Annotated in this window: 15 protein-coding genes; 6 read left to right on the top strand and 9 right to left on the bottom strand. The window is 60.5% G+C overall.

Going from position 1 to position 23,589, the window contains the following annotated elements; all coding sequences use genetic code 11:
- Positions 1–41 precede the first annotated feature (41 nt).
- The 4 genes from AC2CGI_RS06050 to fsa form a co-directional block, all read right to left on the bottom strand.
- Positions 42–287: a hypothetical protein gene (locus AC2CGI_RS06050; protein ID WP_075686845.1), complete on the bottom strand. Its 246-nt coding sequence runs from the start codon at positions 285–287 to the stop codon at positions 42–44.
- A complete protein-coding gene (locus AC2CGI_RS06045; RefSeq protein WP_484593938.1) occupies positions 274–11,013 on the bottom strand; it encodes a hemagglutinin repeat-containing protein in 10,740 nt (3,579 codons plus the stop codon). Before AC2CGI_RS06045 ends, AC2CGI_RS06050 begins: the two co-directional genes overlap by 14 nt.
- A gap of 74 nt (positions 11,014–11,087) precedes the next feature.
- On the bottom strand, positions 11,088–12,815 hold the full coding sequence (locus AC2CGI_RS06040) for a ShlB/FhaC/HecB family hemolysin secretion/activation protein (RefSeq protein WP_076740783.1): 1,728 nt from the start codon (positions 12,813–12,815) through the stop codon (positions 11,088–11,090).
- 275 nt (positions 12,816–13,090) lie between these two features.
- Complete coding sequence (fsa, locus tag AC2CGI_RS06035; protein WP_076740782.1) at positions 13,091–13,756, bottom strand: fructose-6-phosphate aldolase; 666 nt, start codon at positions 13,754–13,756, stop codon at positions 13,091–13,093.
- Positions 13,757–13,905: 149 nt separating this feature from the next.
- Here fsa and AC2CGI_RS06030 point away from each other — a divergent pair, with 149 nt between their 5' ends.
- From AC2CGI_RS06030 to osmB, 4 genes are all read left to right on the top strand, one after another.
- Positions 13,906–14,805, top strand: coding sequence for a glycyl-radical enzyme activating protein (locus AC2CGI_RS06030; RefSeq protein ID WP_046687150.1), 900 nt, complete (start codon positions 13,906–13,908; stop codon positions 14,803–14,805).
- Between the two features lie 4 nt (positions 14,806–14,809).
- Positions 14,810–17,242, top strand: a complete 2,433-nt coding sequence (locus AC2CGI_RS06025; RefSeq protein WP_484593937.1) for a formate C-acetyltransferase/glycerol dehydratase family glycyl radical enzyme — start codon at positions 14,810–14,812, stop codon at positions 17,240–17,242.
- 50 nt (positions 17,243–17,292) lie between these two features.
- A complete protein-coding gene (locus AC2CGI_RS06020) occupies positions 17,293–18,039 on the top strand; it encodes a DeoR/GlpR family DNA-binding transcription regulator (RefSeq protein WP_044031124.1) in 747 nt (248 codons plus the stop codon).
- A 271-nt stretch (positions 18,040–18,310) separates the two neighbouring features.
- Complete coding sequence (gene osmB, locus AC2CGI_RS06015; RefSeq protein WP_004930634.1) at positions 18,311–18,529, top strand: osmotically-inducible lipoprotein OsmB; 219 nt, start codon at positions 18,311–18,313, stop codon at positions 18,527–18,529.
- A gap of 188 nt (positions 18,530–18,717) precedes the next feature.
- Here osmB and yciH read toward each other — a convergent pair whose 3' ends face one another.
- Positions 18,718–19,044, bottom strand: a complete 327-nt coding sequence (gene yciH, locus AC2CGI_RS06010) for a stress response translation initiation inhibitor YciH (RefSeq protein ID WP_021503812.1) — start codon at positions 19,042–19,044, stop codon at positions 18,718–18,720.
- Positions 19,045–19,054: 10 nt separating this feature from the next.
- Positions 19,055–19,783 (bottom strand): orotidine-5'-phosphate decarboxylase, encoded by a 729-nt coding sequence (pyrF, locus tag AC2CGI_RS06005; protein ID WP_004930640.1) that lies wholly within the window; start codon positions 19,781–19,783, stop codon positions 19,055–19,057.
- A gap of 329 nt (positions 19,784–20,112) precedes the next feature.
- Between pyrF and bhsA the strand changes: the two genes are divergently transcribed.
- Positions 20,113–20,373, top strand: coding sequence for a multiple stress resistance protein BhsA (gene bhsA / locus AC2CGI_RS06000; RefSeq protein WP_004930642.1), 261 nt, complete (start codon positions 20,113–20,115; stop codon positions 20,371–20,373).
- A gap of 172 nt (positions 20,374–20,545) precedes the next feature.
- Positions 20,546–20,845 (top strand): Arc family DNA-binding protein, encoded by a 300-nt coding sequence (locus tag AC2CGI_RS05995; protein ID WP_015378033.1) that lies wholly within the window; start codon positions 20,546–20,548, stop codon positions 20,843–20,845.
- A gap of 58 nt (positions 20,846–20,903) precedes the next feature.
- Here the strand turns inward: AC2CGI_RS05995 and lapB are convergent, their stop codons facing one another.
- From lapB to pgpB, 3 genes are all read right to left on the bottom strand, one after another.
- Positions 20,904–22,076: a lipopolysaccharide assembly protein LapB gene (gene lapB / locus AC2CGI_RS05990; protein WP_021503814.1), complete on the bottom strand. Its 1,173-nt coding sequence runs from the start codon at positions 22,074–22,076 to the stop codon at positions 20,904–20,906.
- Between the two features lie 6 nt (positions 22,077–22,082).
- Positions 22,083–22,385, bottom strand: a complete 303-nt coding sequence (locus AC2CGI_RS05985) for a LapA family protein (RefSeq protein ID WP_004930650.1) — start codon at positions 22,383–22,385, stop codon at positions 22,083–22,085.
- Between the two features lie 298 nt (positions 22,386–22,683).
- Positions 22,684–23,448: a phosphatidylglycerophosphatase B gene (gene pgpB / locus AC2CGI_RS05980; protein ID WP_076740780.1), complete on the bottom strand. Its 765-nt coding sequence runs from the start codon at positions 23,446–23,448 to the stop codon at positions 22,684–22,686.
- Positions 23,449–23,589 lie beyond the last annotated feature (141 nt).

The raw sequence follows: 23,589 nt of genomic DNA, 5'->3' as shown, positions 1-23,589 counted from the left end.
CATAAAAGCAAAATCCCGGCCAACTGGCAGGGATTCTATAGTCAACCAAGATTTTTTTTCTCCTGCAATATACCTTTGATCCAAATACCGATCCCTAAGACAGCACCCGGTAAAAGGCTTCTTTTGAAAGAAGTAATAGCAACGTCTTTCCACTCAAAAGAGAAATGGCCCAACTTAAAATAGACGATGACGGAACCTATTAAATTTCCAATAATTACAAGAAAAAAAAACAATAAAATACAACGTAGAACAAGAGTTATTAACTGACTTAAATTACTTTTTATCATCTTTTTTCTCCGCTGCATTAATGCCATCTTTCACAATTCCACCTACTACTTCACTTGCAGCAGAACCACTAACCGCACCCACTAGCTCTTTTGTTCCTTCTTTCGCTGTTGCTGACATACCTTCTGTAACAAGCTTAGTGGTACCACTTCCTATCAGAGAACCCGCTCCTGCGCCAATCACTGCACCAATAGGATTCTCGCCGTTAACAGCACTACCCAAAGCTGCTCCGCCCATATTGATTCCAGCAGATACACCTATGCCTTTACCTGTAGTAGCTGCGGCAGTAACACCGGCAAGTATCGCATCAACGTAGTTAAAGGGATCTTTACCACCAAGTTGAACGGCTGTATTAACACCAACGCCTATCGCCGCATTGCCTAGCATCCCAGCCTTGATTGAGTTCCCCAGCGGCCCCAGACCATACAGAACCACAGGATCCCCAATACTCGCATTGGATTTATGGTAGCCCCAGGTATTCATGATGGTTTGCGCTTTTTGCTGGGCTTCAGTCTGCGGGGCTGATTTCAGATAATCCTGCCCTGTCAGCATTCCCGTAATCAGTTCTTTAGTGACTGCCTCACCGTACTGAGCCTGCATTTCGGCAGCGTAGACCATCAGATAACTGGTCAACTCAGCGCGTTCTCCCGATGTCATCCCTGTCGGATCTTTGTTGAATTTGGCGACCAGTGCATCACTACGTTGATCGGCATTTTCCAACTGTAAAAACTCTTTTGCGGTTTGCAGTGTTTTATCACCTTGCAGCACTTTCTCTGCCAACTCATCCCGTTTCGTTGAAGATGTCGTACTGAGGAAGTTATTCTCAACCGCCGTCTTCCCTGCCTGCCCGCCGGTCACCGCTCCCGCAGTATCCCCCGTCGCCAGCCCGCCTGCAAGCCCTGCGGCCAACTGACTCAGCGCGCTGACCTGCTGTTTCTCGCTTTCGCTCAGCTGCTGCGCCGTTTTGCCCGGGTACAGCTGGCCGGCAATGTAGCGCGCCGCCAGTTCCCCGCCGCCCGCACCCAGTCCCCCTGCGGCGGCTGACTGGTTGTTCAGCTGCGCCGTCACCGCCCCCAGCACAGCGTGTGCCATTGCGTTGGCGGCGATATTATCCTCACCGACCCGTTTCTTGATTTCCGTCGCCAGGTACGGCGAGGCACCGCTCGCCAGCGCGCCCGCCAGGTTATTGCCCGCCAGCGCCGTCAGCGCTCCCGTCACCGCCTGCGCCGCCTTCTGCAAGTCGCTGCCGGTACCGTATTGCCGCATCGCGTTGTCGTACGCCTGCTTCATCACCGCCGCATCGTTCGTCGGTTTGCCGCTCTTCTCAAGCTGCTCCCTGGCCTGCGCCAGCGCCGCCGGGTCTTTCTGTGCCTTCAGCCCGGCAATCTCGCCCTGCGTGCGGATGACGTCCATCGTCTGGCCGCCAATCTCGCCGATAAGCTGCGCCTGCTTCAGCCGGTTCTGCTCCTTCTCCTTGTTGAATATCGGGCTGATGCTGCCGTCGTTGGCATGTTCGGTATCCCGGTTTAGCTGCGCCACATCCTGCTGCTGTTTGTCGGTGTCACGGACTATCAGCGTTCCCTCACTGACCCCGGCTTTTGTCGTGCCCTCGGCGTGCCCGCTGTTGTTGGCGCCCGACAGCATGCCGCCGGCCGTGTTGGTCAACAGCTCTTTGCCCACCGGCCCGCCGGTGCTGAAGCTGCCGCCGCTGTGCGTCGCGCTGTAGTCCGCCTGGTTGTGAATGTCCTTCCAACCCAGCGTGCCGGTATCGAGGCGGTTGTTCTCTTTGTCTGCCGTGCTGGCTATCACCGCGCCGTCGAGCTGGGTATGCTCTTTGACCTTGACGTCATACCCGCCTTTGCCGGCAAACAGCCCGGTCTGTTCTTTTACCGAGTCGAAGTTGCTGTGCAGCTTGTCCTTGCTGGCGCTCACGTTGGCGGAGCCGGTCATCGAGCCGAAGGTGAAACTGCCGCCCGCGCTGGCGTTTTGCTGTTTGGCATCATAGCGGTCGCTATCCTGTTCACTTTGCAGCGTCAGGTCACGGCCCACGTCGACGGTAACCTTTTCGCCGCTGGCCTGCGCGCCTTTCAATTTGGTGTCGCGGCCGCTGGTCAGGCTGAGATGGCTGCCCGCATCCAGGGTGGTTTCGGTATGGGTCAGGCCGTTGCCGCTCTCATGCCCCTTGCCGGCATTGACGCCGGCCGAGACGCTGATGCCATAACCACCCGAGCCGGCGCCGATACCGACGCCAACGTTGCCGCCTTTGCTGCTGTTCTTGCCAACGGTGCTTTCGCTGTTCTGCGCAGACTGCAGGCTGATGTCCCGCGCCGCATCGAGCGACAGGTCTTTACCCGCTTTCAGCTGGCTGCCGGCGATGGCGATATCGCCACTCTGTGCGCTGTGGTTATTGCCCTGCGCCGTTATCGACAGGTTTTGCCCGGCGGTGAGCGTGCTGCCTTGCGACTGGCGGCTGTCGGTGCGGATTTCGCTCTTCGACGACTGACTGCCGTAGGAGGCGCTGATGCCCACCGTGTTGGTGGCGCCTTTCCCTGCATCTGTATTGAGTTTGTCGAGCTCAACGGCTTGCGCCGCCTGCACGCCGGACAGCGCCGCCTTGGTGTTTTGCAGCGCGTTCAGGCGCCCATCGCCTTCCTTTCTCGCCTGCTGCGCAGTGCTGACGGCGGTGTTGAGCGCGCCGCCCACGGTGCCCGACAGCGCCACGCTCAGGCCGCTCTGCTTTTGCTCGAAGGTTTCTTTGCGCGTGCGTTGATCGTAGCCAGGATCGATAGTCACGCTGTCGCCGGTCAGGGCCAGATCCTTGCCCGCCACCAGGTCGGCACCGCCAATGTGCAGTTGGTTGCGCGCCGTGATATTGACGCTGCCCTGGCTGCTGCCGACGGTACTGACGCTTTGGCTCTGGGTGGTGGCTTTCTCGTCGATTTCGTGTTTGCTCGACTGCTTGCCTATCGTGAAGCCGATGCCGCCGCTACCCAGCAGGCCGCTCTTTTTCTTCTCTTCCAGCAGGTAATGCGTATCGGTCTCGGTGGCCGCTCCGATATCGACATTACGGCCGGCCTGCAGGTTCACGTCCCGGTCGGCGGCAATGGCCGAGCCGGTGACCGTCAGATCATTACCGGCGCTGACGCTGACGCTGTCGCCGCTCAGCAGCGTGCCTTTCTCACGCGTGGTGGCATCGCGCGCTACGCTGTGGCTGCTGCTTTTTTTCAGGAAGCCTTTTTTCTCCGAACGCTCCTCACTGTAGCGCGACTCTCGCTCGGTAGCCGTATTGAGGGTGACATCGTTTTTCGCCTGCAGGGCGATGACGCCCTGGTCGCTGTGCAGGGTGCTGCCGGTAATGGTGACGTCGCCCTCTCGCCCGACTACCGTCACGCCGTCGCGTCCGCTGAAGGTGCTGCCGGTGCTGATTTCGCGCTCGGTTTGTTCGATGCGATGGCTTTTGGTTTTGCCCTCGCGTTTATTTTCGCTGTCCAGATCTTGCGTGCGGCTGCGCGCGTCTTTAACGGTCACGTCCTGCGCGCTGATGCCGATACGCCCTTCTTTACTGTCAACCTGCGCGCCTTCGGCCAGCAGTTGGTTGCCCGCCACCAGGGTGACGCCTTGGTCGCCGCCGAGTGCACTTAATGTCAGGCGCTCTTCCTGGCGATCGTTGCTGACTGATGACGTACGGCTGTTGGCAGCCAGATGCGTGGTATTGGTGGTGTTCTCGGCCCTGATAGCGATATCGCCGCCGGCCTGTACGCGGGTGCTGCCGCCGGCCTTGGCCTGGCTGCCAGCGAACGTAACGTCCCGTCCGGCCGAAAGGTTAAGGTTGCCGCCGGCGTTAAGCTCGCTCCCCTGTGTTTGCTGCCATTCGCCGCTCACGCGCGCCATCCGGGAGCCTGCCGCTTCCGTGCCGCCACGGGTGCGGTTACCCATTGCCCCCGAGATAACCTCAAGGTCGGCGATATGGCTGCTTTTGGCGGTGGTGATGGTCAGGTCATTGCGCGCGCTCAGGCTGAGCGTGTCGGTCGCATCGAGTTTCGCCCCCGAGAGGGTGATATCGGCGCCGCTGAGACGAATATCGCCGGCGTTCATCGTCGCCTGGCGCAGCGCCTCCTGCAGATTATTGCTCAGGGTCAGACTGTCGGCTCGCACGTCAATGCTGCCGGCCTTGATATCACCGCCCTGGTGCAGGAACTGCCCGGCATCAACGGTTAGCGCCTTATCGGCAAACAGATTGCCGGCATTGGTGACACTGTTTGCCGAGAGCTGCAGGCTACCGCCGCCAATCACCGCACCATCGCCGGTCAGGCGCAACGTGGTCTGCGCCAGATACACCTTCGGCACCCACACCGTTTGCGGGCCTTCGGCGGTTTGCACCGTCTCGCTCACCAGCCAGACAATATCCTGCTGCAGCGCCGCAATCTGTTCCGGCGTCAAAGCCACGCCCGGCACCAGATGGAAGTCCTGCGCCACCTTCGCCCCGTTGTTCATCAGTTGCTGGTACTGCGCCATCGCATCTTCACCTCTGATAGACGGCTTGCCGGTCAGCGCCAGCACCTGCTCGCGCACCAGCCGCTGTTCGTAAAAACCGTCTCCAAGGCGTTTATGAACCTGCGCAGGATCATAGCCCACACGCTCGAGCATATAGTCGCTGCTGATGAAGTTGTCGCGGCGGGTAAAGCGTTCGTCGGTCACCACCAGGAACGGGCTGCCGGCCGCCGTAGGTTGGCTGAACAACGCGTTATTGGGGATCGCGGTAGCCACATTGCCCAGATGCTGTAACTGCGTTAACGCCAGCTCAGACGGCAACAGCGGACGCCCCAGCGGCGAAGACGGCATGGCGCCCGGTCTTGTCATTTGCTCGCCCGGAGCAAGCGCCGTGTCACCATTCTGGATACCAGCGCCCTCTACCGCAAAGCCCAGCGGATTGCGTTCCAGTTCGGCGCGTTCGGCATCCACGGCGTTTAATGCCGCTTCAAGTTGGCTGATTTGCGCCTGATTGACCGTGATGTTAGTGATGCGAGCCCCATTGATGGTGACCGTGCCACTGCCGGTGATCACGCCGTCAACGGTCGCCAGCGCCGTGGTCTCGTCTCGGTTGAACGTCGGATACCAGTGATGCGTGTCCTTGTCATAGTGGTCGACGATAACCGCCTGGCGCCGTTCGTTAACCGAGTAACCGCGGTTGTCCAGGCTGCCGCCGCCGTCCTGCGTCAGGTTGCCGTTGGCGGTAATGACGCTGGCGTCATTAAGCAGTTGCCCGGTGATGCGCAGCACCATATTGCCGCCCGCCAGAATACGCGCGCCGATGCCCTCGGAGACCAGCCTGTCGCGCGTCAGCGTGCCGGTCTCGGTACGTTCGCGGAAGTTGTTGTAATCGGTGACGAACGGCGCACTGTCAATATCGACATGCTTCTCGGGATCCCACGTCATCACCTGCGTCCAGTCATGCTCCCAATGGAAGCCGTTTTGATAAGGCGTCGGGATGGTTGCCAGCTGATTTCCCCCACGCGTTTCGTAGAACGTCATGGCATAGCTGCCGTCGGCATTCGGCTTGAGCGCCAGGTAGTTAACCCACAGGTCGGTAAGTGCGCCCTTATTGTCCTTGACCCGCACCTGCGCGCGTTTGCCCGCCGCATCAATAGCCAGCAGGGTGCCGTAGCGATTGTTCTGGGCCACCGCGTCATCCTGAAAGCTCAGCTGTTGGGTGGTTGGCGCCATGGTGCTTTTATCGGGGTTGACCGCCGAACCATAGGAGCGCCAGTAGTAGTTGTAGCGATGCCATTTGTAATCGCTCTTCTCGGCGTCACGCTCAATCACCAGCCCTTCGCGCAGGTTATCAAGACGCCGAGCCTCGACGGTGGCATCACCGTCAGCTTCGATAAAGCTCGCCCGGTTTTCAATCAGGTCATCACTGTGCAGCTGCAGACGGTCGGCGCTGTAGATCAGTGCCCCATCCCGGTTGGTCAGGCGTTCACCGGCCTGCACCGTCAGGCTTTGGGTCGCCGCCATCACCGCAGGTTGACCGTGGTTGTCGATAACACGCCCACGCACGGTGATAGCGTCCCCCATCAGCGCCGCGGCGTTGTCCAGGGTATCGACGTTCAGCGTCATGCTGTCAGCCTCAATACGCCCGGTGTTCTGCAACGCCCCGGTCGTCAGCTGTAGCGTCTTGCCCACCAGCGATGCCGGATTGGCGATGCTGGCCGCATTGAGCACCAGATTGCCCGGCAGCAACCAGTCCACCAGGTTGATAAAGGCGCCGTTCAGGGAGAGCGTCACCGTGCCGTTACTGCTGATATTTTCGCCGGCCTGGCGGGTGTAGTCCTGCTGCGCAGACAGGTTCAGCGCCTGCAATCCCACCAAGTTGCCGTGTTGATTATCCAGCGTGCGCGCATGCAGGGTAAGTTGGCCGGCGCTCTCCAGCCGCCCGCCCTGGTTAAGCAATACCAGCGGCGAATCGGCCGGCGACAGGCCGGCGTTAATGCCAAGATCGCCGTTGGCGAGGAGTTGCCCCTGGCGGTTGTCCAGCGAGGCCACGTTCGTGAGCGTGAGCGGACCGACGCTCTGAAGCCGCCCAGCCGTGTTGTCGATGTCGCGCGCGGCGATGTCGGTCTGGGCAGAGCCGCGGATCAGGCCGCCGTCGCGGTTGTTCAGGCGCTCAGCCTGCACCTCCAACGCCGCCTGGCTGCTCAGCGCTCCTTGAGCGCTGTTGTCTATCTCTGCAGCTCTGAGCGTCAACCGCTGGGTCGAAACCAGCTGCCCACCCTGATTATTCACCTGGGCGCCGTCGAGCGTGAGCGCCCCACCGCTGTGCACCTTGCCCTGTTGGTTGTTGAGCGTACCGATGCGGTAGGCGCCCGTTCCCTGGCTGATGAGCGTGCCGCCGGTATTTTCCAGCCGCGCCGTGGCCAGATCAAGGCCGCTCCGGCTGCTGAATATGCCCTGACGGTTCACAATGCCAGCCGCCGACACCTGCTGTTCACCATTGCTGCGCACCGCGCCGCCGGTATTATCAAACATGCCGAGAATACGCAGCGCCACCTGTTGCTGGCCCTCGAGCTGACCGCCGACATTGTTCAGCGTTTGCGCGTCGAGTTGAAGCGCCTCGCCACTTTGCATTTTCCCATCGCGGTTGTTCAGCGCGTCGCTCAGCGCAAGGCGTTGTTGTTTCTGGCTGTAGAGCAGCCCGCCCTGCGTATTGTCGAGTGCACGGGCGGCGATACTCAGCCCCTCGCCAGCCAGCCACTGACCACCTGCGTTATCGATGGCGCCGGCGTGTTCGCCGTCTTTGGCACCCATCACAGCAAGCTGCCCCTGCGCCGAGACCTTACCGCCACGGTTATCGACATCCTGCGCAACGCGCAGCACCAAATCCGCCGCCGACTGCAGCCCCCCTTTGGCATTGTTCAGCCAGCCCGCCGACAGCTGCGCATCCTGCTGGCTTTGTACGCTGCCTTGCGCGTTGTCAAAACCGCCGCTGACGGCGTGCCAGCCGCCCTGGCTGCCCATCCAGCCCTCGGCGTTGTATATGTCCTGCGCCGTGAGGGCCTGGGATAACGTGCTGAAAATCCTGCCCCGGCGGTTATCCAGCGCGCCGGTGAATTGCATATCCAGGCTGCCCAGCGCATTGATCGCCCCCTGGGCATTGTTCAGCCCGGCGGCGCGTACCTCGGCGCGCCCATTGCCGGTAAACGTGCCCCCCTGGTTATCCCAGCCGCCGGCCAGGTTAAGGGCAAGCCCTTGCTCGCTGAAGACCACCCCCGCAGCGCGGTTGGTCAACTGGCCACCCTGCAGCGACAGATCGCCGCCGCTTTGCAACGACCCGCCGTCGTTGTCAAACAGGCTGGCGGCGCCGCCATTAACCGCCAACGATCGCTGTGCGGTCAGCTTACCGATTTGATTGCGGACATCGCCTGCGGCATCCAAACGGAGATCGCCGCCGGACTGCAGGCTGCCGCCGGTATTGTCGAGAGTGCGCACCGAGGCAGCAACCTGCCGACCGCCTTGCGCGCCGCCGCCGCGATTATCCCAGTCACCGCCGGCCTGCACGACGAGGGCGTTGCCGGCCTCAAGCCAGCCGGCCGCGTTGTTCAGTTCCCGTTGCGTCGTCAGCTCCAGCCCCTGACGAGCCACCACTTTGCCCTGGCCGTTATCCACCTGCTGTGCCGCCAGCGTGAGCGATTCCCCGCTGATTTCGCCCTCGAGGTTCACCAACTCTGCCGCACTGTTCAGCACCAGTTGTTGCCCGCCCAGCACCTTTCCGGCCTCGTTGTGCACACTCCCAGCCGCTATGTGGGTTTGCCCGTGCCCCGAGATCGTGCCGTGGCGGTTATTCAGCGCGCCATCGGTGCGCATGGTCAATGTCTGGCCGGCACCCAGCAGCCCCTGGGCATTGTCCAATCCCAGGCGAGCGTGCAGCTCAAGCCGCTGCAGGCCAATAACCTTGCCCTGCGTATTATCGAGCCGGCCGGTGCTCACCGTCAGCGCCGCGCCACTGATTTCACCCGCGCGGTTAGTCGCCGGGCCCACGGTGTTCAGAATTAACGCTTGGCCGGACAGCAACTTGCCACCGTCGTTGCTGAGGGTAGTTGCCGTTGCCGTAACGGCCGTTTCACCTTGCACCGTACCGCCGCGGTTGTCCCAGTCACCGGCGTGAAGATCCAGTTTCTCTCCTGCGCCGATAAGGCCGCCCCGGTTGCCCACGCGGCCGGCGGTCAGATCGAGATTGCGCTGGCTGACGAGCTTTCCTTGCACGTTATTCAGATGCTGCGCCGTCAGCCGCACCCGGCTGCCGTCCACCGTTCCGGACTGGTTGTTCAGTTCGCCGCCCGCTTCGAGCTCCAGGGCCTGGCCGGCGAACAGGCCGCCGCCGGCGTTGTTGATCGCACCGCCCGCCTGAACCACCAACTGACCCGGCGTTGTTATCTTGCCGCCCTGGTTATCAAGCCTGCCGGCATCCAGCCGCAGATCGCCGTTGCCGCCCAATTCACCGTCGCTGTTGTCGAGCAGGCCGCCGATCCGCCAGTGCTGCGCCGCGTCGCCCAGCGCCACCAGGCGGCCGCGCTGGTTGGTCAACGCCGCCGCCTTGAGATCAAGCTGGCGGCTCTCAATGGTGCCGTCGCTGTTATTCAGCTCACCGCCCAGGCTGAAACGACTTTCGCCACCGCCGGTTTGGGACCAGACGGCCCCCTGGCCAAACACATTGTTGGCATCAACCTGCCAGCGCCCGGTTTTGAACTGAGCCTGCCGGGCGTCCACATCACCCGGGGTGTTCACGGTAAACTCACCGCTATCGACGGTCGATTGGCGCAACACCACGCCGCCCTGCCGGGCCGCCAGCGAGGCATGAGCCGCCGCCACCTGCGCACCGCTGAGATCAACGCGGCGCCCGCTGGCGCTAACCGCCCTTTTGCTCAGTAAGCTGCCGCTGGCACGAATGTCGCCCTGGCTGTCAAGGCGCAGGCTCGCGTCGCGCACAATCCGGCTGTCGACATCGCTGCCCGCCAGCAGATGGCCGCTGCTTTGAATGCCGTGCGCGGCGTCAAGCCGCACATCCCCGGCCGCCGCCAGCGTGCCGGACTGCGTCAGCGTCCCCTCCCGGCTCTGCACGGCCAGCTGACCGCCGCTGTGCAATTTGCCGCGATACTCGATGTCGCCTTTCGCCGCCAGTTTGGTGTCGCCGCCGGACTGCGTGGCGGCATCCGGCGCATCAGACCGCCAACTGAGCTTGCCTTCGCTGCTGACGGTGAGCGTTTTACCTGCCTGCACTTGCCCATTCTGGTTGCGCACGCCGACGCCAGCCTCGGTGCCGATCATGCGAATGCTACCGCTGTACATGCCCCCCATCTGACCCATGTCTATTGCCAGCGCCGGTCTGGCGCCGCCGTCATCCGCCAGCGCCGTCACCGTTTTGCCGTCTGCGCTCACCCGGTTGCGGCCGCCCACCACCGACACGCTCTCCTTGGCCCAAACGCCGGCGTTGATCTCGACCGCGCGTGCCATAATGTCTACATATTCGGTATCGTGACGGGCATCGCCGTTGAGGCCGCCGCCCTCAACGCGCACCACGCCGCGTTCGATCTGATAACCTGCCATGCTGCCGTCGGCGTTCATCTGCGGTTTGCCGGTCGTCAGCGTCATGCGCCCGGCGTTGATCGTACCGCAACCGTTGCACACGATCCCCGCCGGGTTAGCCACGATCACCTGCGCCTTGCCGCCGGCCACTTCCAAAAAGCCGCGCAGCTGGCTGGGGTTATTGCTGTTGACTTCGTTGAGGATCACTCTGGCCGGCGCAGCGTTGGGGGTGAGGTTCGGGTTGCCCTGGATCATCCCGGCCATCTGGGTCGCTGTCATCACCGCCGAGTTATTGAGGATGGCGCCTTTGGCGTCAACATCGAACTGTTGATATTGGTTATGCGATATCCCTGCCTGATTGGGGGCCGTGATATTGACCTGCGACAGCCCATTTTGCGTGGCGATAACCTCCGGCCGCAGAGAAGGATTGGCGGCACCGTCCGCCACAATGCCGTCAGCCATCGCCGGCCCGGCGAACAAGGCCAGCCCCAGCATCCACACTGAGCGCCGCACCGTCACCCACAGGCGGGGGGCGCCCGCACTGCGGCTTTGCCCCGATTCGGTGCTGCAGCTGCGGGCCAGTTCGGAAACCACCCGCAGTTCCCCGTGAGTGCGACTGAAAATAAGGCGATAGCAATGTTTATTCATGGGTCACATCCGTGATCAATATCAATCCGTTACGGTCAACGTCAGGCAAGCCGCCACTAATGCTTGGCCCGCGTTCAGATTTCCAGGTTAACGCTGAAGCCGGCCGTGGCACCCGAGGTGTGGAAACCCGCAGGCTTGTACAAAGGAATGCCGGCAAACAGGTCATAGCTGAGTCGCCCCCATAAGGCGCCGCGCACCCCAAGCGCGCTGCCCGCCAATTGCCGCCCCGGCAAGCCTCGCGTATTCGGGCCGTCCACCCGCCCGTAGTCGGCGGCCAGATAGAGTTCCTGACCGCGGGCAAACACATTCCAGGCGATATCGTTACGCCAGACCAGGCCTTTTTCGCCAGACAGCATCTGCTCGCCGTCAAAACCGCGCACCGTGTAGCGCCCGGCAATGGCCATCCGCTCCTGCGGCGTCAGCGCGTTCGAGCTCCACTGGCCGCGCACGCTGGTATACAGCCGCCACGGCTGCTCGCCCCAGGAGAACGGTATGTTGAACCCCGCATCCCCGAGCAGGATGCCGGTACGCGCCGAACCGTTGTGATTGGCTTCCTCCGGCGCGCGCAGCGCTCCCAGGGCGCCGGTGCCGCGCCGCCAAGCTAACGACGCATCCAGCGTATTGCGCCCGAGGTAACTGCGCTGGTTCAGTCCAATCTCCCAGCCCGCTGTCCGCCTCTTTTGCTGGGCCATTTCGATGTCTTCCACATAGTTGGTCGAGTGCTTGCGATAGCCGCGCAGGTTGAGCGTGGTCTTGTGCGATTGGTCGCGGTACAGCAACCGGGAAACGGTCAACTGAAAGTTGTCGCTCTTGCCGCTGTAGCGCAGCACCTCATTGGCGTTGGGGATGTTCTGATGGTAGGTGTAGTCGTTATAGTTGGCCGAGAAGGCCCAATATCCCACCGGGAAGAAATAGTTCAGCGTATGCGAACGGTTGCCGAACGGCCCGTGTTGGAATAAATCCTTGCCGATGTTGGCGTAGAACAGGTCATTTTGCGCAAACGGGGCATCAATAGCCAGGGTGGCCGAGCCAAGATAGCGCCCGGTGCTTTTGGAGCCGCTGTCGTCCAGTCCCAGACTGAGCCGCACCGGGCGCCCCTCGTGCCAGTTGACCTGCAGATCGCTGGTGCCCTCCTGGGCGCCGGGCACGATTTTAATGTCGGCATTGGCGCTGGGCACCCGCCTGAAGTTCTCCAGCCCCTGCTCGATATCGCGCAGGTTAAGAAGATCGCCGCGCGAGGCCGGAACGGCGTTCCACAACCGTCCACGCCAGGAAACCGGCTCATCAAAGCGGACGGCGCCAATGCGCCCGGGTTGCAACGTAAGTGTCAACGTGCCCTGAGTCAGATCCTGCTCCTGCGCCATCACCCGAGTTGTGACGTAGCCTTTGGCCAAAATGGCATTTTGCACCTTGTTGATAGCGAGCACGATCCCCCGCCCGCCCAGGCAACGGCCTTTGGCATCGTTGGCGGCCGCAAGCGCCCACTGAAAGCGTTCGGCCGACTCGCCGACGAGCGCCAACCGGTTGATGGTAAAACAGGGTTTTTCGTGAGGAGGGTAATCGGGCAGCACCCGCTCAGGGGCAGCCACGCGCGCATCGGCCTGAGGGGTGTTTTGGTTCTGCAGGGCGCGTTCTCGCTCTTGCTGACGCAGCTGTTCACGGGCATCAATAGTCGCCGCGCCCTGGCTGAAAGCCTCAGCCGCAGAGGCGGAGGCGGCAAAAAACGGCACGGCGCCGAGCAACAATCCCGACAGACCATAGCGAATAAAACAAGGCACAGCACGAACGTAATTTGAGCGCATCCTTGGCTCCCCATCATTATTATTTCAATAAATTTATTGGTGCAATATTATAAATAATTTAAATAATTGTAATGACACTGCTTTAGTGACGAATTATGAGCCGATAAGGGCGAAAATCAATCGATTTTTCCCGAAAGAGAGATCGTGCGGAAAATAAACAGTTCAGCGAAAATTAAGTGAAAGGAAAGCCGATAATGGATAATGAAAGGAGGATGGCGCGTAGCCGCCATCCTTTAGCGATAATAGTGTGAGCACCGAGGAATAGACGCAGGCCATCAGTTCAGCAGGCTGCTGCCGAACGCCCCCTGCCAATCCTGCTCGAACTTCTCGACCGCGGCCTGTACGGCCGGCGCATTCAGGAACTGCTCCGCCACGTCCACCGGCAGCGTGATGGCCTGGCAGCCCGCCAACAGGCACTCCAGCGCCTGGCGCGGCGTTTTGAAACTGGCGGCCAGCACCTGCGCCGACGGCGCATGCAGGCTCAACAGCTGCTGCAGCTCGTGCACCATTTCGATGCCGTCGCCGCCCTGCGCGTCCACCCGGTTGACGTAAGGCGCCACATATTCCGCCCCGGCCAAGGCCGCCAACAGCCCCTGTGCAGCGCCGTACACCGCGGTGCCCAACGTCGGAATGGACATCGTTTTAAGCTTCTTGATCGCCGCCAGCCCTTCGGCGGTCGCCGGGATTTTCACCACCAGCCCCGGTACCCGCTGGCTGAGCAGCGCCGCCTCCGCCACCATACGTTCCGCATCGGTCGCCATCACCTGTGCAAACAGCTTGCCGGTGCCGCCGAGAGCGTCGCGCAGCGCGGGCAGCACTTCCCAGATCGGCTTGCCTTCCTTCGCCAAGATGCTCGGGTTGGTGGTGACGCCGTGCAGCGGCAGAATGCGCGCCAGGCGTTTTACCGCGGTCACATCGGCGGTATCGAGATAAAGCTCCATCACGGACTCCTGTGTCATGTTCTGTAGGCGGATTCAAACTCTGATCATCATAGGGCAAAAACCGCGCTAACTTTTGATCAAAATCAATTCAACTTTCATTCGAAACATCTTTAATGGCGAAAGATACAGCAACGCCAAACGGGTGACTCATGATCTTCAATGTGCAGCGCTACTCGACCCATGACGGCCCGGGCATCCGCAGCGTGGTCTTTTTAAAAGGCTGCCCGCTGAGCTGCCGGTGGTGTCAGAACCCGGAAAGCCGCTCGCGCCACGCAGACCTGCTGTTTGACGAACGTCTGTGCCTGAGCGGCTGCACGCTGTGCGCCGAGCGTTGTCCGCAAGGGCTGCAACGCACCGACGGGCCGCTGACGCTGCAACGCGAGCTGATTAGCGCAGACGATTATGCCGCCCTGGCCGCCGCCTGCCCGACCGGCGCACTCAGTCTGTGCGGCAGCCCGATCAACCCCGACGATATCATGGCCGAGGTGATGCGGGATAAGCCTTTCTACCTGCGCAGCGGCGGCGGTTTAACGCTGTCCGGCGGCGAACCCTTTATGCAGCCGGACATCGCGGCGGACCTGCTGCGGCGCGGCCGCGAGGCCGGCATCCACACCGCCGTCGAATCCTGCCTGCACGTCCCATGGCGTTATATCGCCCCTTCGCTGCCGTGGCTGGATCTGCTGCTGGCCGATCTCAAACACACCGACGAAGCGCGCTTCAGAGCCTGGACCGGCGGTTCCGCCCGCCGGGTGATGAGCAATTTTCGTCGGCTGGCGGCGCACGGCGCGCAAATGACCGTACGCGTGCCGCTGATCCCCGATTTCAACGCAGATCGCCGCTCTGTCCGTGCCATCGTCGACTTCGCCGCCGACGAGATCGGCGTGTCGGAGATCCACTTTCTGCCGTACCACACGCTTGGCATCAACAAGTACCACCTGCTCGGCGAATCCTACCGTGCCGCCCGCACGCCACTGGACGCACCCGACCTGCTGGCCTTCGCCGAAGACTATGCCGGCGCCAAGGGCCTGACCGCCATTTTGCGAGGATAACACCATGACCACGTTGGATTTGACTACCCTGAGCGCCCGTATCCAGGCGCATAAGAATGCGCTGATTCACATCGTCAAACCGCCGGTGTGCACCGAACGCGCGCAGCACTATACCGAGGCCTATCAGCAGCATCAGGACAAGCCGCTGCCGGTGCGCCGCGCCCTGGCGTTGGCCAACCATCTGGCGAAACGCAGCATCTGGATCGCCAACGACGAGCTGATCGTCGGCAACCAGGCCAGCGAGCTGCGCGCCGCGCCGATCTTCCCCGAATACACCGTCGGCTGGATAGAAAACGAAATAGACCAGTTGGCCGACCGGCCGGGCGCCGGTTTTTCGGTCAGCGACGAGAACAAGGCAATTTTGCATCGTCTGTGCCCCTGGTGGCGCGGCCAAACGGTGCAGGATCGCTGCTACGGCATGTTTACCGACGAACAAAAGGCGCTGCTGGCCACCGGCATCATCAAGGCCGAGGGCAATATGACCTCCGGGGACGCCCATCTGGCGGTCAACTTCCCGCTGCTGCTGGAGTTAGGCCTCGATGGCCTGCGTGAAAAGGTGAACGCGCGCCGCAGCCGCCTGCGTCTGACCGAGTGGGAAGATCTGCACAAGGCGCAGTTTCTCAACGCTATCGATATTGTGCTGACGGCGCTGAGCGAACACATCTTGCGCTTCGCTCGCCTGGCGCGCGACATGGCGCAAAACGAAGCCCGCGACTGGCGGCGCGCCGAGCTGCTGGCTATCGCAGACAACTGCGACCGGATCGCCCATCGCCCGCCGCAAACCTTCTGGCAGGCGCTGCAGCTGTGCTATTTCATCCAGCTGACGTTGCAGATCGAATCCAACGGCCATTCGGTTTCCTTTGGCCGCCTCGATCAGTATCTCTATCCCTGGTATCGGCGCGACGTGGAGCTGGAGCAAAACCTGGCGCGGGAAGACGCCATCGAGCTGTTGCACAGCTGCTGGCTGAAGCTGCTGGAGGTCAACAAGATCCGCTCCGGCTCGCATTCCAAGGCTTCCGCCGGCAGCCCGCTGTACCAGAACGTCACCATCGGCGGACAGAAGCTGATCGACGGCCGGCCGTGCGATGCGGTCAACCCGCTGTCCTACGCCATTCTCGAGTCCTGCGGCCGCCTGCGCTCCACCCAGCCCAACCTCAGCGTGCGTTACCATGCCGGGATGAGCGCCGACTTCCTCGACGCCTGCGTGCAGGTGATCCGCTGCGGCTTCGGCATGCCGGCATTCAATAATGACGAAATCGTCATTCCCGAGTTCATCAAGTTGGGGGTCGAACCGCAAGACGCTTACGACTACGCCGCCATCGGCTGTATCGAGACCGCCGTCGGCGGAAAATGGGGCTATCGCTGCACCGGCATGAGCTTCATCAACTTCGCCCGCGTGCTGCTGGCGGCGCTGGAACAGGGCCGCGACGCGACCTCCGGGCAGATCTTCCTGCCACAGGAACAGGCGCTGTCCAAAGGAAACTTCGCCGATTTCGAGCAGGTCTTAACCGCCTGGGATCGGCAAATCCGCTACTACACGCGCAAGTCGATCGAGATCGAGTGCGTGGTGGACAGCGTGCTGGAGGAGAACGCCCACGATATCCTCTGTTCCGCGCTGGTGGATGACTGCATCGAACGCGGTAAAAGCATCAAGCAAGGCGGCGCCAAATACGATTGGGTTTCCGGCCTGCAGGTCGGCATCGCCAACCTGGGCAACAGCCTCGCGGCGGTGCGCAAACTGGTGTTCGACCAGGGGACGATCGGCCAGCAGCAGTTGGCGACGGCGCTGGCCGAAGACTTCGCCGGGCTGGATGGCGAGCAGCTGCGCCAGCGGCTGCTCAACGCCGCGCCCAAATACGGCAACGACGTGGACGAGGTCGATTGGCTGCTGGTGCGCGCCTACCAAACCTATATCGAAGAACTGAAGCAGTATCGCAACACCCGCTTCGGCCGCGGGCCGATCGGCGGCGGTTACTACGCCGGCACCTCGTCGATTTCGGCCAACGTGCCGTTCGGCTCTGCCACCCTGGCCACGCCCGATGGACGTAAGGCGCACACGCCACTGGCGGAAGGCGCCAGTCCGGCGTCCGGCACCGACCATCTGGGGCCGACGGCGGTGTTCAATTCGCTCGCCAAGTTGCCGACCGAGGCGATCCTCGGCGGCGTGCTGCTCAACCAAAAGCTTAACCCGGCGACGCTGGACAACCCGCGCGATCGGGAAAAGCTGATGCTGATGTTGCGCACCTTCTTCGAGAGCTACCGCGGCTGGCATGTGCAGTACAACATCGTGTCGCGCGAAACGCTGCTGGCGGCGAAGCAACACCCTGACCAATATCGTGATTTAGTGGTTCGCGTAGCTGGCTATTCCGCCTTCTTTACCGCATTATCCCCTGAGGCGCAGGATGATATTATTACGCGCACAGAACATACTCTTTAAACCTTTGACTCTTAGCGGCCGCGCCTTGGCGGCCGCATCATCAGGCCGATATGAATTTACGACAACAGACCATATTGCAGTTGGTTAACGATCGCCGGCGGATCAGCGTCAATGAGCTGGCGCGCGCCTCGGGCGTCTCGGAAGTCACCATCCGGCAGGATCTCAACCTGCTGGAAAAGCGCAGTTATCTGAAGCGGGTGCACGGTTCCGCCGTGGCGTTGGAGAGCGACGACGTCGACGCCCGCATGATGTCCAATTTCACCCTCAAGCAGCGGCTGGCGCAATACGCCGCCGCGCAGGTCAACGACGGCGAGACGATCTTTATCGAGAGCGGCAGCGCCAACGCCCTGCTGGCGCGCTACATCGCCGAACACAAGCGCATTACGCTGATCACCGTCAGCCACTACATCGCCAACCTGCTGAAAGAAACCGACTGCGACGTGATTGTGCTGGGCGGCATGTACCAGAAGAAAAGCGAGACCGTGGTCGGCCCGCTGACGCGGCTGTGCATTCAGCAGGTGCATTTCAATAAGGCGTTTATCGGCATTGACGGCTTTCAGGCCGAAACCGGCTTTACCGGCCGCGACATGATGCGCGCCGATGTGGTCAGCGCGGTACTGGCCAAGGGCGTGGAGAATATCGTGCTGACGGACTCCAGCAAATTCGGCCAGATCCAGCCCAATCCGCTGGCGCAGCCGGGGCAAATCAGCCGGGTGATCACCGATTCACGTTTGGCGCTGGAGTATCAGCATCAGCTGAAACGCCAGGGCGTACAGGTGGAATTGGTCAACGAATAACGCAGACCACCGCCGCACCGCGCGGGCCACGCCGCGCGTCTTTCCCCTTGCGCAGCGGGATTTTAAGACTATTTACCTGTTTATCCTTCCCGAGAAACCTATACTCAGCTTCGGTAACTTTTGGGCCGTAACCCGCTAATTATTCGGCCGTTAACAAAAAATGCCATTTTTTATATCGATACCGTATGGGAATCAACAGCAGGCCTGATTTATGGTTAACGCCTATACTTATAAGGCACTTCCATATAGCCAATGCTAAGGAGAAGTCATTATGATGATTATCAATAAACGTTTCGCCACCGCCGCTCTGGCTCTGACTCTGGCGTTTTCACTGAGCGCCTGTTCCAACATGTCCAAACGCGATCGCAACACCGCCATCGGCGCCGGCGCCGGTGCAGTCGGCGGCGCAGTGCTGACCAACGGCAGCGCTTTGGGCACGCTGGGTGGGGCAGCGGTGGGCGGCATCATCGGTCACCAGGTTGGCAAATAACCTGCCCGATGTTCCTCCGCCGACAGGCGGGCAAAAGCGACTTGGCGCTTTGACGTATTAACCAATAACGATGATTTCAGGTCTGTTTTACGTTAAGTCTATGGTTCTTTCGCCGTTAACGGGTTAACCCCCGGCAGCAACAACCTCTAGCCATGCCGCAGCATTGCACCGCGGCATGGCGATTCACCTCAACCGCCCGCCAGTTTGACCTTCATGCCTTTGGCTTCCAGCAGCTGTTTGAGCAGATCGCGTTTATCGCCCTGGATCTCGATGACCCCGTCTTTCACCGAGCCGCCGCAGCCGCATTTCTTTTTCAGCTCGGCCGCCAGTTTATCGAGCGCGGCATCATCCAGATCGACGCCGGTAATCAGGCACACGCCCTTCCCCTTGCGGCCGCTGGTCTGGCGCTGGATGCGCACAACGCCATCGCCCTTGGCGCGTTGCGGTTTAACCTCTTCCTGCTTGATGCGACCGGTGTCCGTGGAATACACCAGACGACTGTTATCGTCATTCATCATCGCTTCCTCAGGCCAAAGAGGCGCGGATCGCGCGCAGCGTCGCGGCCGGATCGGCAGATTGGGTGATCGGACGCCCAATCACCATATAGTCCACGCCGGCGGCCTGCGCCTGCACCGGCGTCATGATACGACGCTGATCGCCCGCCGCGCTGCCTTCAGGGCGGATCCCCGGCGTCACCAGTTGGAAAGCCTGCCCGCAGGCCGCCTTCAGCCGCTGCGCTTCGTGTGCCGAACACACCACACCGTCCAGCCCGCAGTCGCGGGTCAGGCGCGCCAGGCGCTCGGCGTGTTCCGCCGGGCTAGCCTCGATGCCGATGCCGCGCAGGTCTTCCGCTTCCATGCTGGTGAGCACGGTTACGGCGATCAACAGCGGCGCATCCGTCCCGAATGACGCCAGCGCTTCTTTAGCGGCAGTCATCATGCGCGCGCCGCCGCTGGCGTGGACGTTAACCATCCAAACGCCCAGTTCGGCCGCCGCCGCTACCGCATGCGCAGTGGTATTGGGAATATCGTGGAATTTCAGGTCGAGAAACACGTCGAAACCGCGCCCATGCAGATCGCGCACCAGTTGCGGCCCAAACAGCGTGAACATTTCTTTGCCCACTTTCAGCCGGCAGTCTTGCGGATCGATACGGTCGGCGAACGCCAGCGCAGCGTTCTTATCGGCGTAATCTAACGCCACAACGATTGGAGATGATTTTAAGTCATTGTTATTAGCGTTATTTTCAGACTTCATTTCTTCTACCTTTTGTAAAATGGAGATAATCAGGGACTCACCCGCGAAACTGACCGCCGCATTCTACATGTCGGAGGCCCGAAATCCCAGCCGCAGCGCGCACCTACGCTCTGTCATGTTACCTCCCGCCTTTGTCATGGCGCGTCAATGAACGCCCGTCAGCAATAAACCACGCAGCGTAAAACGCCGTAAAGATGCGTAAATTGTTAATCAGATATTTTGAATGACTTGCTCAGCATTATCAGATTTTCAATCGGCACGGATGCTTTATTATTCACCCCATCGGAAGCGAATGGCTTCCTTCCTAAATAAACAGACTGGAGTCACCCATGAAAACCATCAAATATTTTGCAGCCGCAGCCGCTATCGCACTGACCTCTTTCGCCACCTTCGCCGCTGAACCGATCAGCAGCCAGCAGGCCGATAACCTGACCGCCGCCGGCATCGTTTCCGCAGGCCACGCAACCACCCTCAGCAGCCTGGAGAAAAAACTGGCCGCTAAAGCGGATGCCCAGGGCGCCAGCAGCTACCGCATCATCTCCGCCGGTGGTAACAACATGTTGAGCGGCACCGCGATCATCTACAAATAATGTTTCCGGTACAGGGCCCGAACGTTCGGGCCCTGCCTCTGTTTGCCGCCTGAAAAAACCGCATTTTCCTCGCCCTGCTTTGTTACAAAAATATTAAATTTTTATTACACACTAGACACCCGATCGTCAGTGGCTTAGCTTGAAGGCATCTTCCTGCAGAAAGGCTTTCAAAATGAGCGAGATATCGACACTTACCATTAAAATTCCTCTGGAACTGAAGGAAAAAATCCGCGCCGCCGCCGCTGAAAACGAATTTTCGTTGAGCGTGGAAGTGTGCCAGCGCCTGGAAAGCAGTTTCAGCGCGCCCGCCACCAAAGCAGAGAAACCGGCCAAAAAGGCGGATGAGCTGCACCACGGCGAAATCGACAATCAAAGCACCGAAGAAGAGATTGAACAGCCGCTGAGCCAGAAAGAGCTGAAGAAACTGCGTCAGCTGTTGAAAACCGGCGCCAAAGGCGGCAAGAAAAAGTAAGTGATGAACATAAAAAAAGGGGCGATTTTCGCCCCGTTTTTTTTGCCGCTCCGCCGCGTTATTGCCCGTCCAGACCGCGTATCGGTTTGACCGATGACCAGGCGCGGCACGACGGGCAATGCCAATAGAGCGAGTGCGCGGTGAAGCCACATTTGTGGCAGCGGTAACGCGGTTTGGTGCGAATTTGCTCGCCGACCATATCGCGCAACAGCAGCAGACTCTCTTTCGCCCGGCCGTCTTCAGCGTCCGCCAGGTGATAATCCATCAGCCGATAAAACACCCGCATAGTGGGATGACGCTGCAGCTGACGGTTGATATAGACCTGCACCACGTCGCGCCCTTCGTGCCGCTCGATGATCTCGGCTAGCATCAGATCGGCAGTGGCGCCGGTGTTCTCTTCCACGCAGCGCTTAAGAAAATCGGCCCAGTTGTGCTGTTGTTCCGGCAGATGCGTGTAGCATTCCTGCAGCATCGGCAGCGTTTCGCTGACCAACTCTTTATCCTGGCTCAGTACGCGTTGCAGCGACTCTGCCGCTTTGGCGTAGTCGTTTTGCGCCATGTAGATGCGCCCGAACATGATGGACACGCGCGCACACTGTTTATCGGCGGCGTCCGCGCGCTTGAGCAGGCTCATTGCCCGATCGAGATCGTCGCTGCCCATTGCCTGCAGCGCCAACTCACAGTAAAAGTGCGCGATCTCGACGCGTTGCTTCTCTTTGCCCAGCTTGACCAGTTTTTCCGCCACGTCGATCGCTTTCTGCCAGTCGCTGGTCGCCTGATGGATCACCAGCAGTTGCTGCAGCGCCGAGACGCGAAAATCCGCTTCGTCAGTCAACTGGCTGAACATGTCTTCCGCGCGGTCGTACAGCCCGGCCGCCATATAGTCGCGGCCCAGCTGCTGCACCGCCAGCAGGCGCTGTTCGAAGGTCAGGGAGGCGCTTTCCATCAAGGCCTGATGGATGCGGATGGCGCGGTCGACTTCACCGCGCGAACGGAACAGGTTACCCAGCGTCAGGTGGGCTTCAACGGTGTTGCTGTCCTCTTTCAACATGTCGAGGAACAGATCGACCGCCTTGTCCTGCTGGTTGGAGAGCAGAAAGTTCACCCCTGCCACGTATTCGCGCGACAGGCGGTTGGCTTCTTGCTGTTTATCCTGCTGAGCGCTTCTGCGCCCCATGTACCAACCGTACGCGGCAGCCACGGGCAGCAACAGAAACAGCAGTTCTAACATAGAGGATTATTCCTTGCTGACAACAGGCTGAGCCGCCGGTTCAGCGGGCTGCTCAAGCTGCAGCTCCAGCCTTTTGATCTTGCGCTCGGCGCGACCCAGCGCAATACGCGTGCGCAGGTAGAACAGGCCGCAAATGATCCAGCCGAGAACGAAACCGGCACCAAACAGCGTGGCCAACAGGGTCGATACGCGATAGTCGCCCTGCGCAACCAGATAGTTAAAATTGACCACCTGATCGTTATGCGCACCTAAGGTGACGGAAATCACGAAGATCACCAGAACCAACAAAAAAATCAGCAAATATTTCACATTCTTTCCCGCGATGCCGAGTGAATCGGATGAACGATGCCAAAATGTGGCGTCCCTAACCCTTAAGTTAGCATTTCCCGCTGCGGCAGGGAAACCCTGCCGCACGATAAAACCACATATCTGCTGGCATATTCGGCAGTAAACGGTCTTAGCGAACAAATTGATGAGAAAGCTTCTCAAAACGTCGAATTTATAAGGATATGGGGGCAACCGGGCGAATTGCAATGGCGGGAAAATGTAAGCGGTTAATGCGGCACCGATCCGATGCCGCCTATTTTGTGACGTGGTCACATAGCGATCATATCTCCGGCTTGCGCGCCGCGATTTCCTGCTGCTCTTGTGGCGGCGGCGTCAGCGGGCCGAACCAGCGCTGCGCCAGCCAGCAGGTGACCACCACCAGCAGCCAACTGATCAGCGTAGCCATCGCCAGATCGCGCGGCCAGTGCATGCCCAGCAGCAGACGGCTGCCCATCACCCCCGTTGCCCACACCATCAGCAGCGCAACGGTTTTATAATGGCGGCGCGGCCACAGCAGCCCTACGCCCAACAGCGCCCAGGTGGCGGCGAACATCGTATGCCCCGACGGGAAAGCGAAGCCGGTTTCAAACTGCCAGTGCTTGCGCAGCCAGTTCGGCACCAGCGTCTGGTCTTGCAGTTGCTCGCGCACCAGCGCGCTGCGCTCTTTGCGATGCAGCGAATAGAAATATTTTCCGTCCACGCCGTGGGTTTGCTCGAGCCATACCACAAACGGCCGCGGTTCTTGCACCCGATCCTTGATCAACGACTTGACCCCCTGCCCAATCACCAACGCGGCGGAAAGCAGGATCGCCAGACCGATGGCCGCCTTCAGCCGAAAGCGCAGGCACCACAAAAACCAACCGCAAAGGATAGCGCTGGTCAGAATGCCCCACGGCGAGGTTACGGTTTCGGTCACCCAGAACAGCGCTTTGAGCAGCCGCTCATTGCCGCCGGGCTGCCAATGCCAGCCGGAGGCCCATACCACCAGCGGCATCAACAGCAGCAGCAGCGCGCCGCCCGACGTACGTTTTGCTATCTCATACATTCCCGTTTTCCTCTGCGTGAATCAGGCTGCAGTGTAACAAGAGTGCAATATTGATAACACGCGAAAAATTAAACAGATAGAAAACCTATCGCAATAATAGGTGGCCAGAAAACGCCATCTGCTGGTTTGCTGAGCACCGCC

This window comes from Serratia sp. LSHTC3, assembly GCF_057197125.1.
This window is presented reverse-complemented; position numbering and strand designations above follow the sequence as displayed.

Coding starts and splice junctions, on each gene's coding strand:
- AC2CGI_RS06020 (WP_044031124.1), top strand. CDS start 17,293: ATGAATTTACGACAACAGACCATATTGCAGTTGGTTAACGATCGCCGG.
- AC2CGI_RS05995 (WP_015378033.1), top strand. CDS start 20,546: ATGAGCGAGATATCGACACTTACCATTAAAATTCCTCTGGAACTGAAG.
- AC2CGI_RS06050 (WP_075686845.1), bottom strand. CDS start 287: ATGATAAAAAGTAATTTAAGTCAGTTAATAACTCTTGTTCTACGTTGT.
- osmB (WP_004930634.1), top strand. CDS start 18,311: ATGATGATTATCAATAAACGTTTCGCCACCGCCGCTCTGGCTCTGACT.
- AC2CGI_RS06040 (WP_076740783.1), bottom strand. CDS start 12,815: ATGCGCTCAAATTACGTTCGTGCTGTGCCTTGTTTTATTCGCTATGGT.
- pgpB (WP_076740780.1), bottom strand. CDS start 23,448: ATGTATGAGATAGCAAAACGTACGTCGGGCGGCGCGCTGCTGCTGCTG.
- AC2CGI_RS06045 (WP_484593938.1), bottom strand. CDS start 11,013: ATGAATAAACATTGCTATCGCCTTATTTTCAGTCGCACTCACGGGGAA.
- pyrF (WP_004930640.1), bottom strand. CDS start 19,783: ATGAAGTCTGAAAATAACGCTAATAACAATGACTTAAAATCATCTCCA.
- AC2CGI_RS06025 (WP_484593937.1), top strand. CDS start 14,810: ATGACCACGTTGGATTTGACTACCCTGAGCGCCCGTATCCAGGCGCAT.
- AC2CGI_RS06030 (WP_046687150.1), top strand. CDS start 13,906: ATGATCTTCAATGTGCAGCGCTACTCGACCCATGACGGCCCGGGCATC.
- yciH (WP_021503812.1), bottom strand. CDS start 19,044: ATGAATGACGATAACAGTCGTCTGGTGTATTCCACGGACACCGGTCGC.
- bhsA (WP_004930642.1), top strand. CDS start 20,113: ATGAAAACCATCAAATATTTTGCAGCCGCAGCCGCTATCGCACTGACC.
- lapB (WP_021503814.1), bottom strand. CDS start 22,076: ATGTTAGAACTGCTGTTTCTGTTGCTGCCCGTGGCTGCCGCGTACGGT.
- fsa (WP_076740782.1), bottom strand. CDS start 13,756: ATGGAGCTTTATCTCGATACCGCCGATGTGACCGCGGTAAAACGCCTG.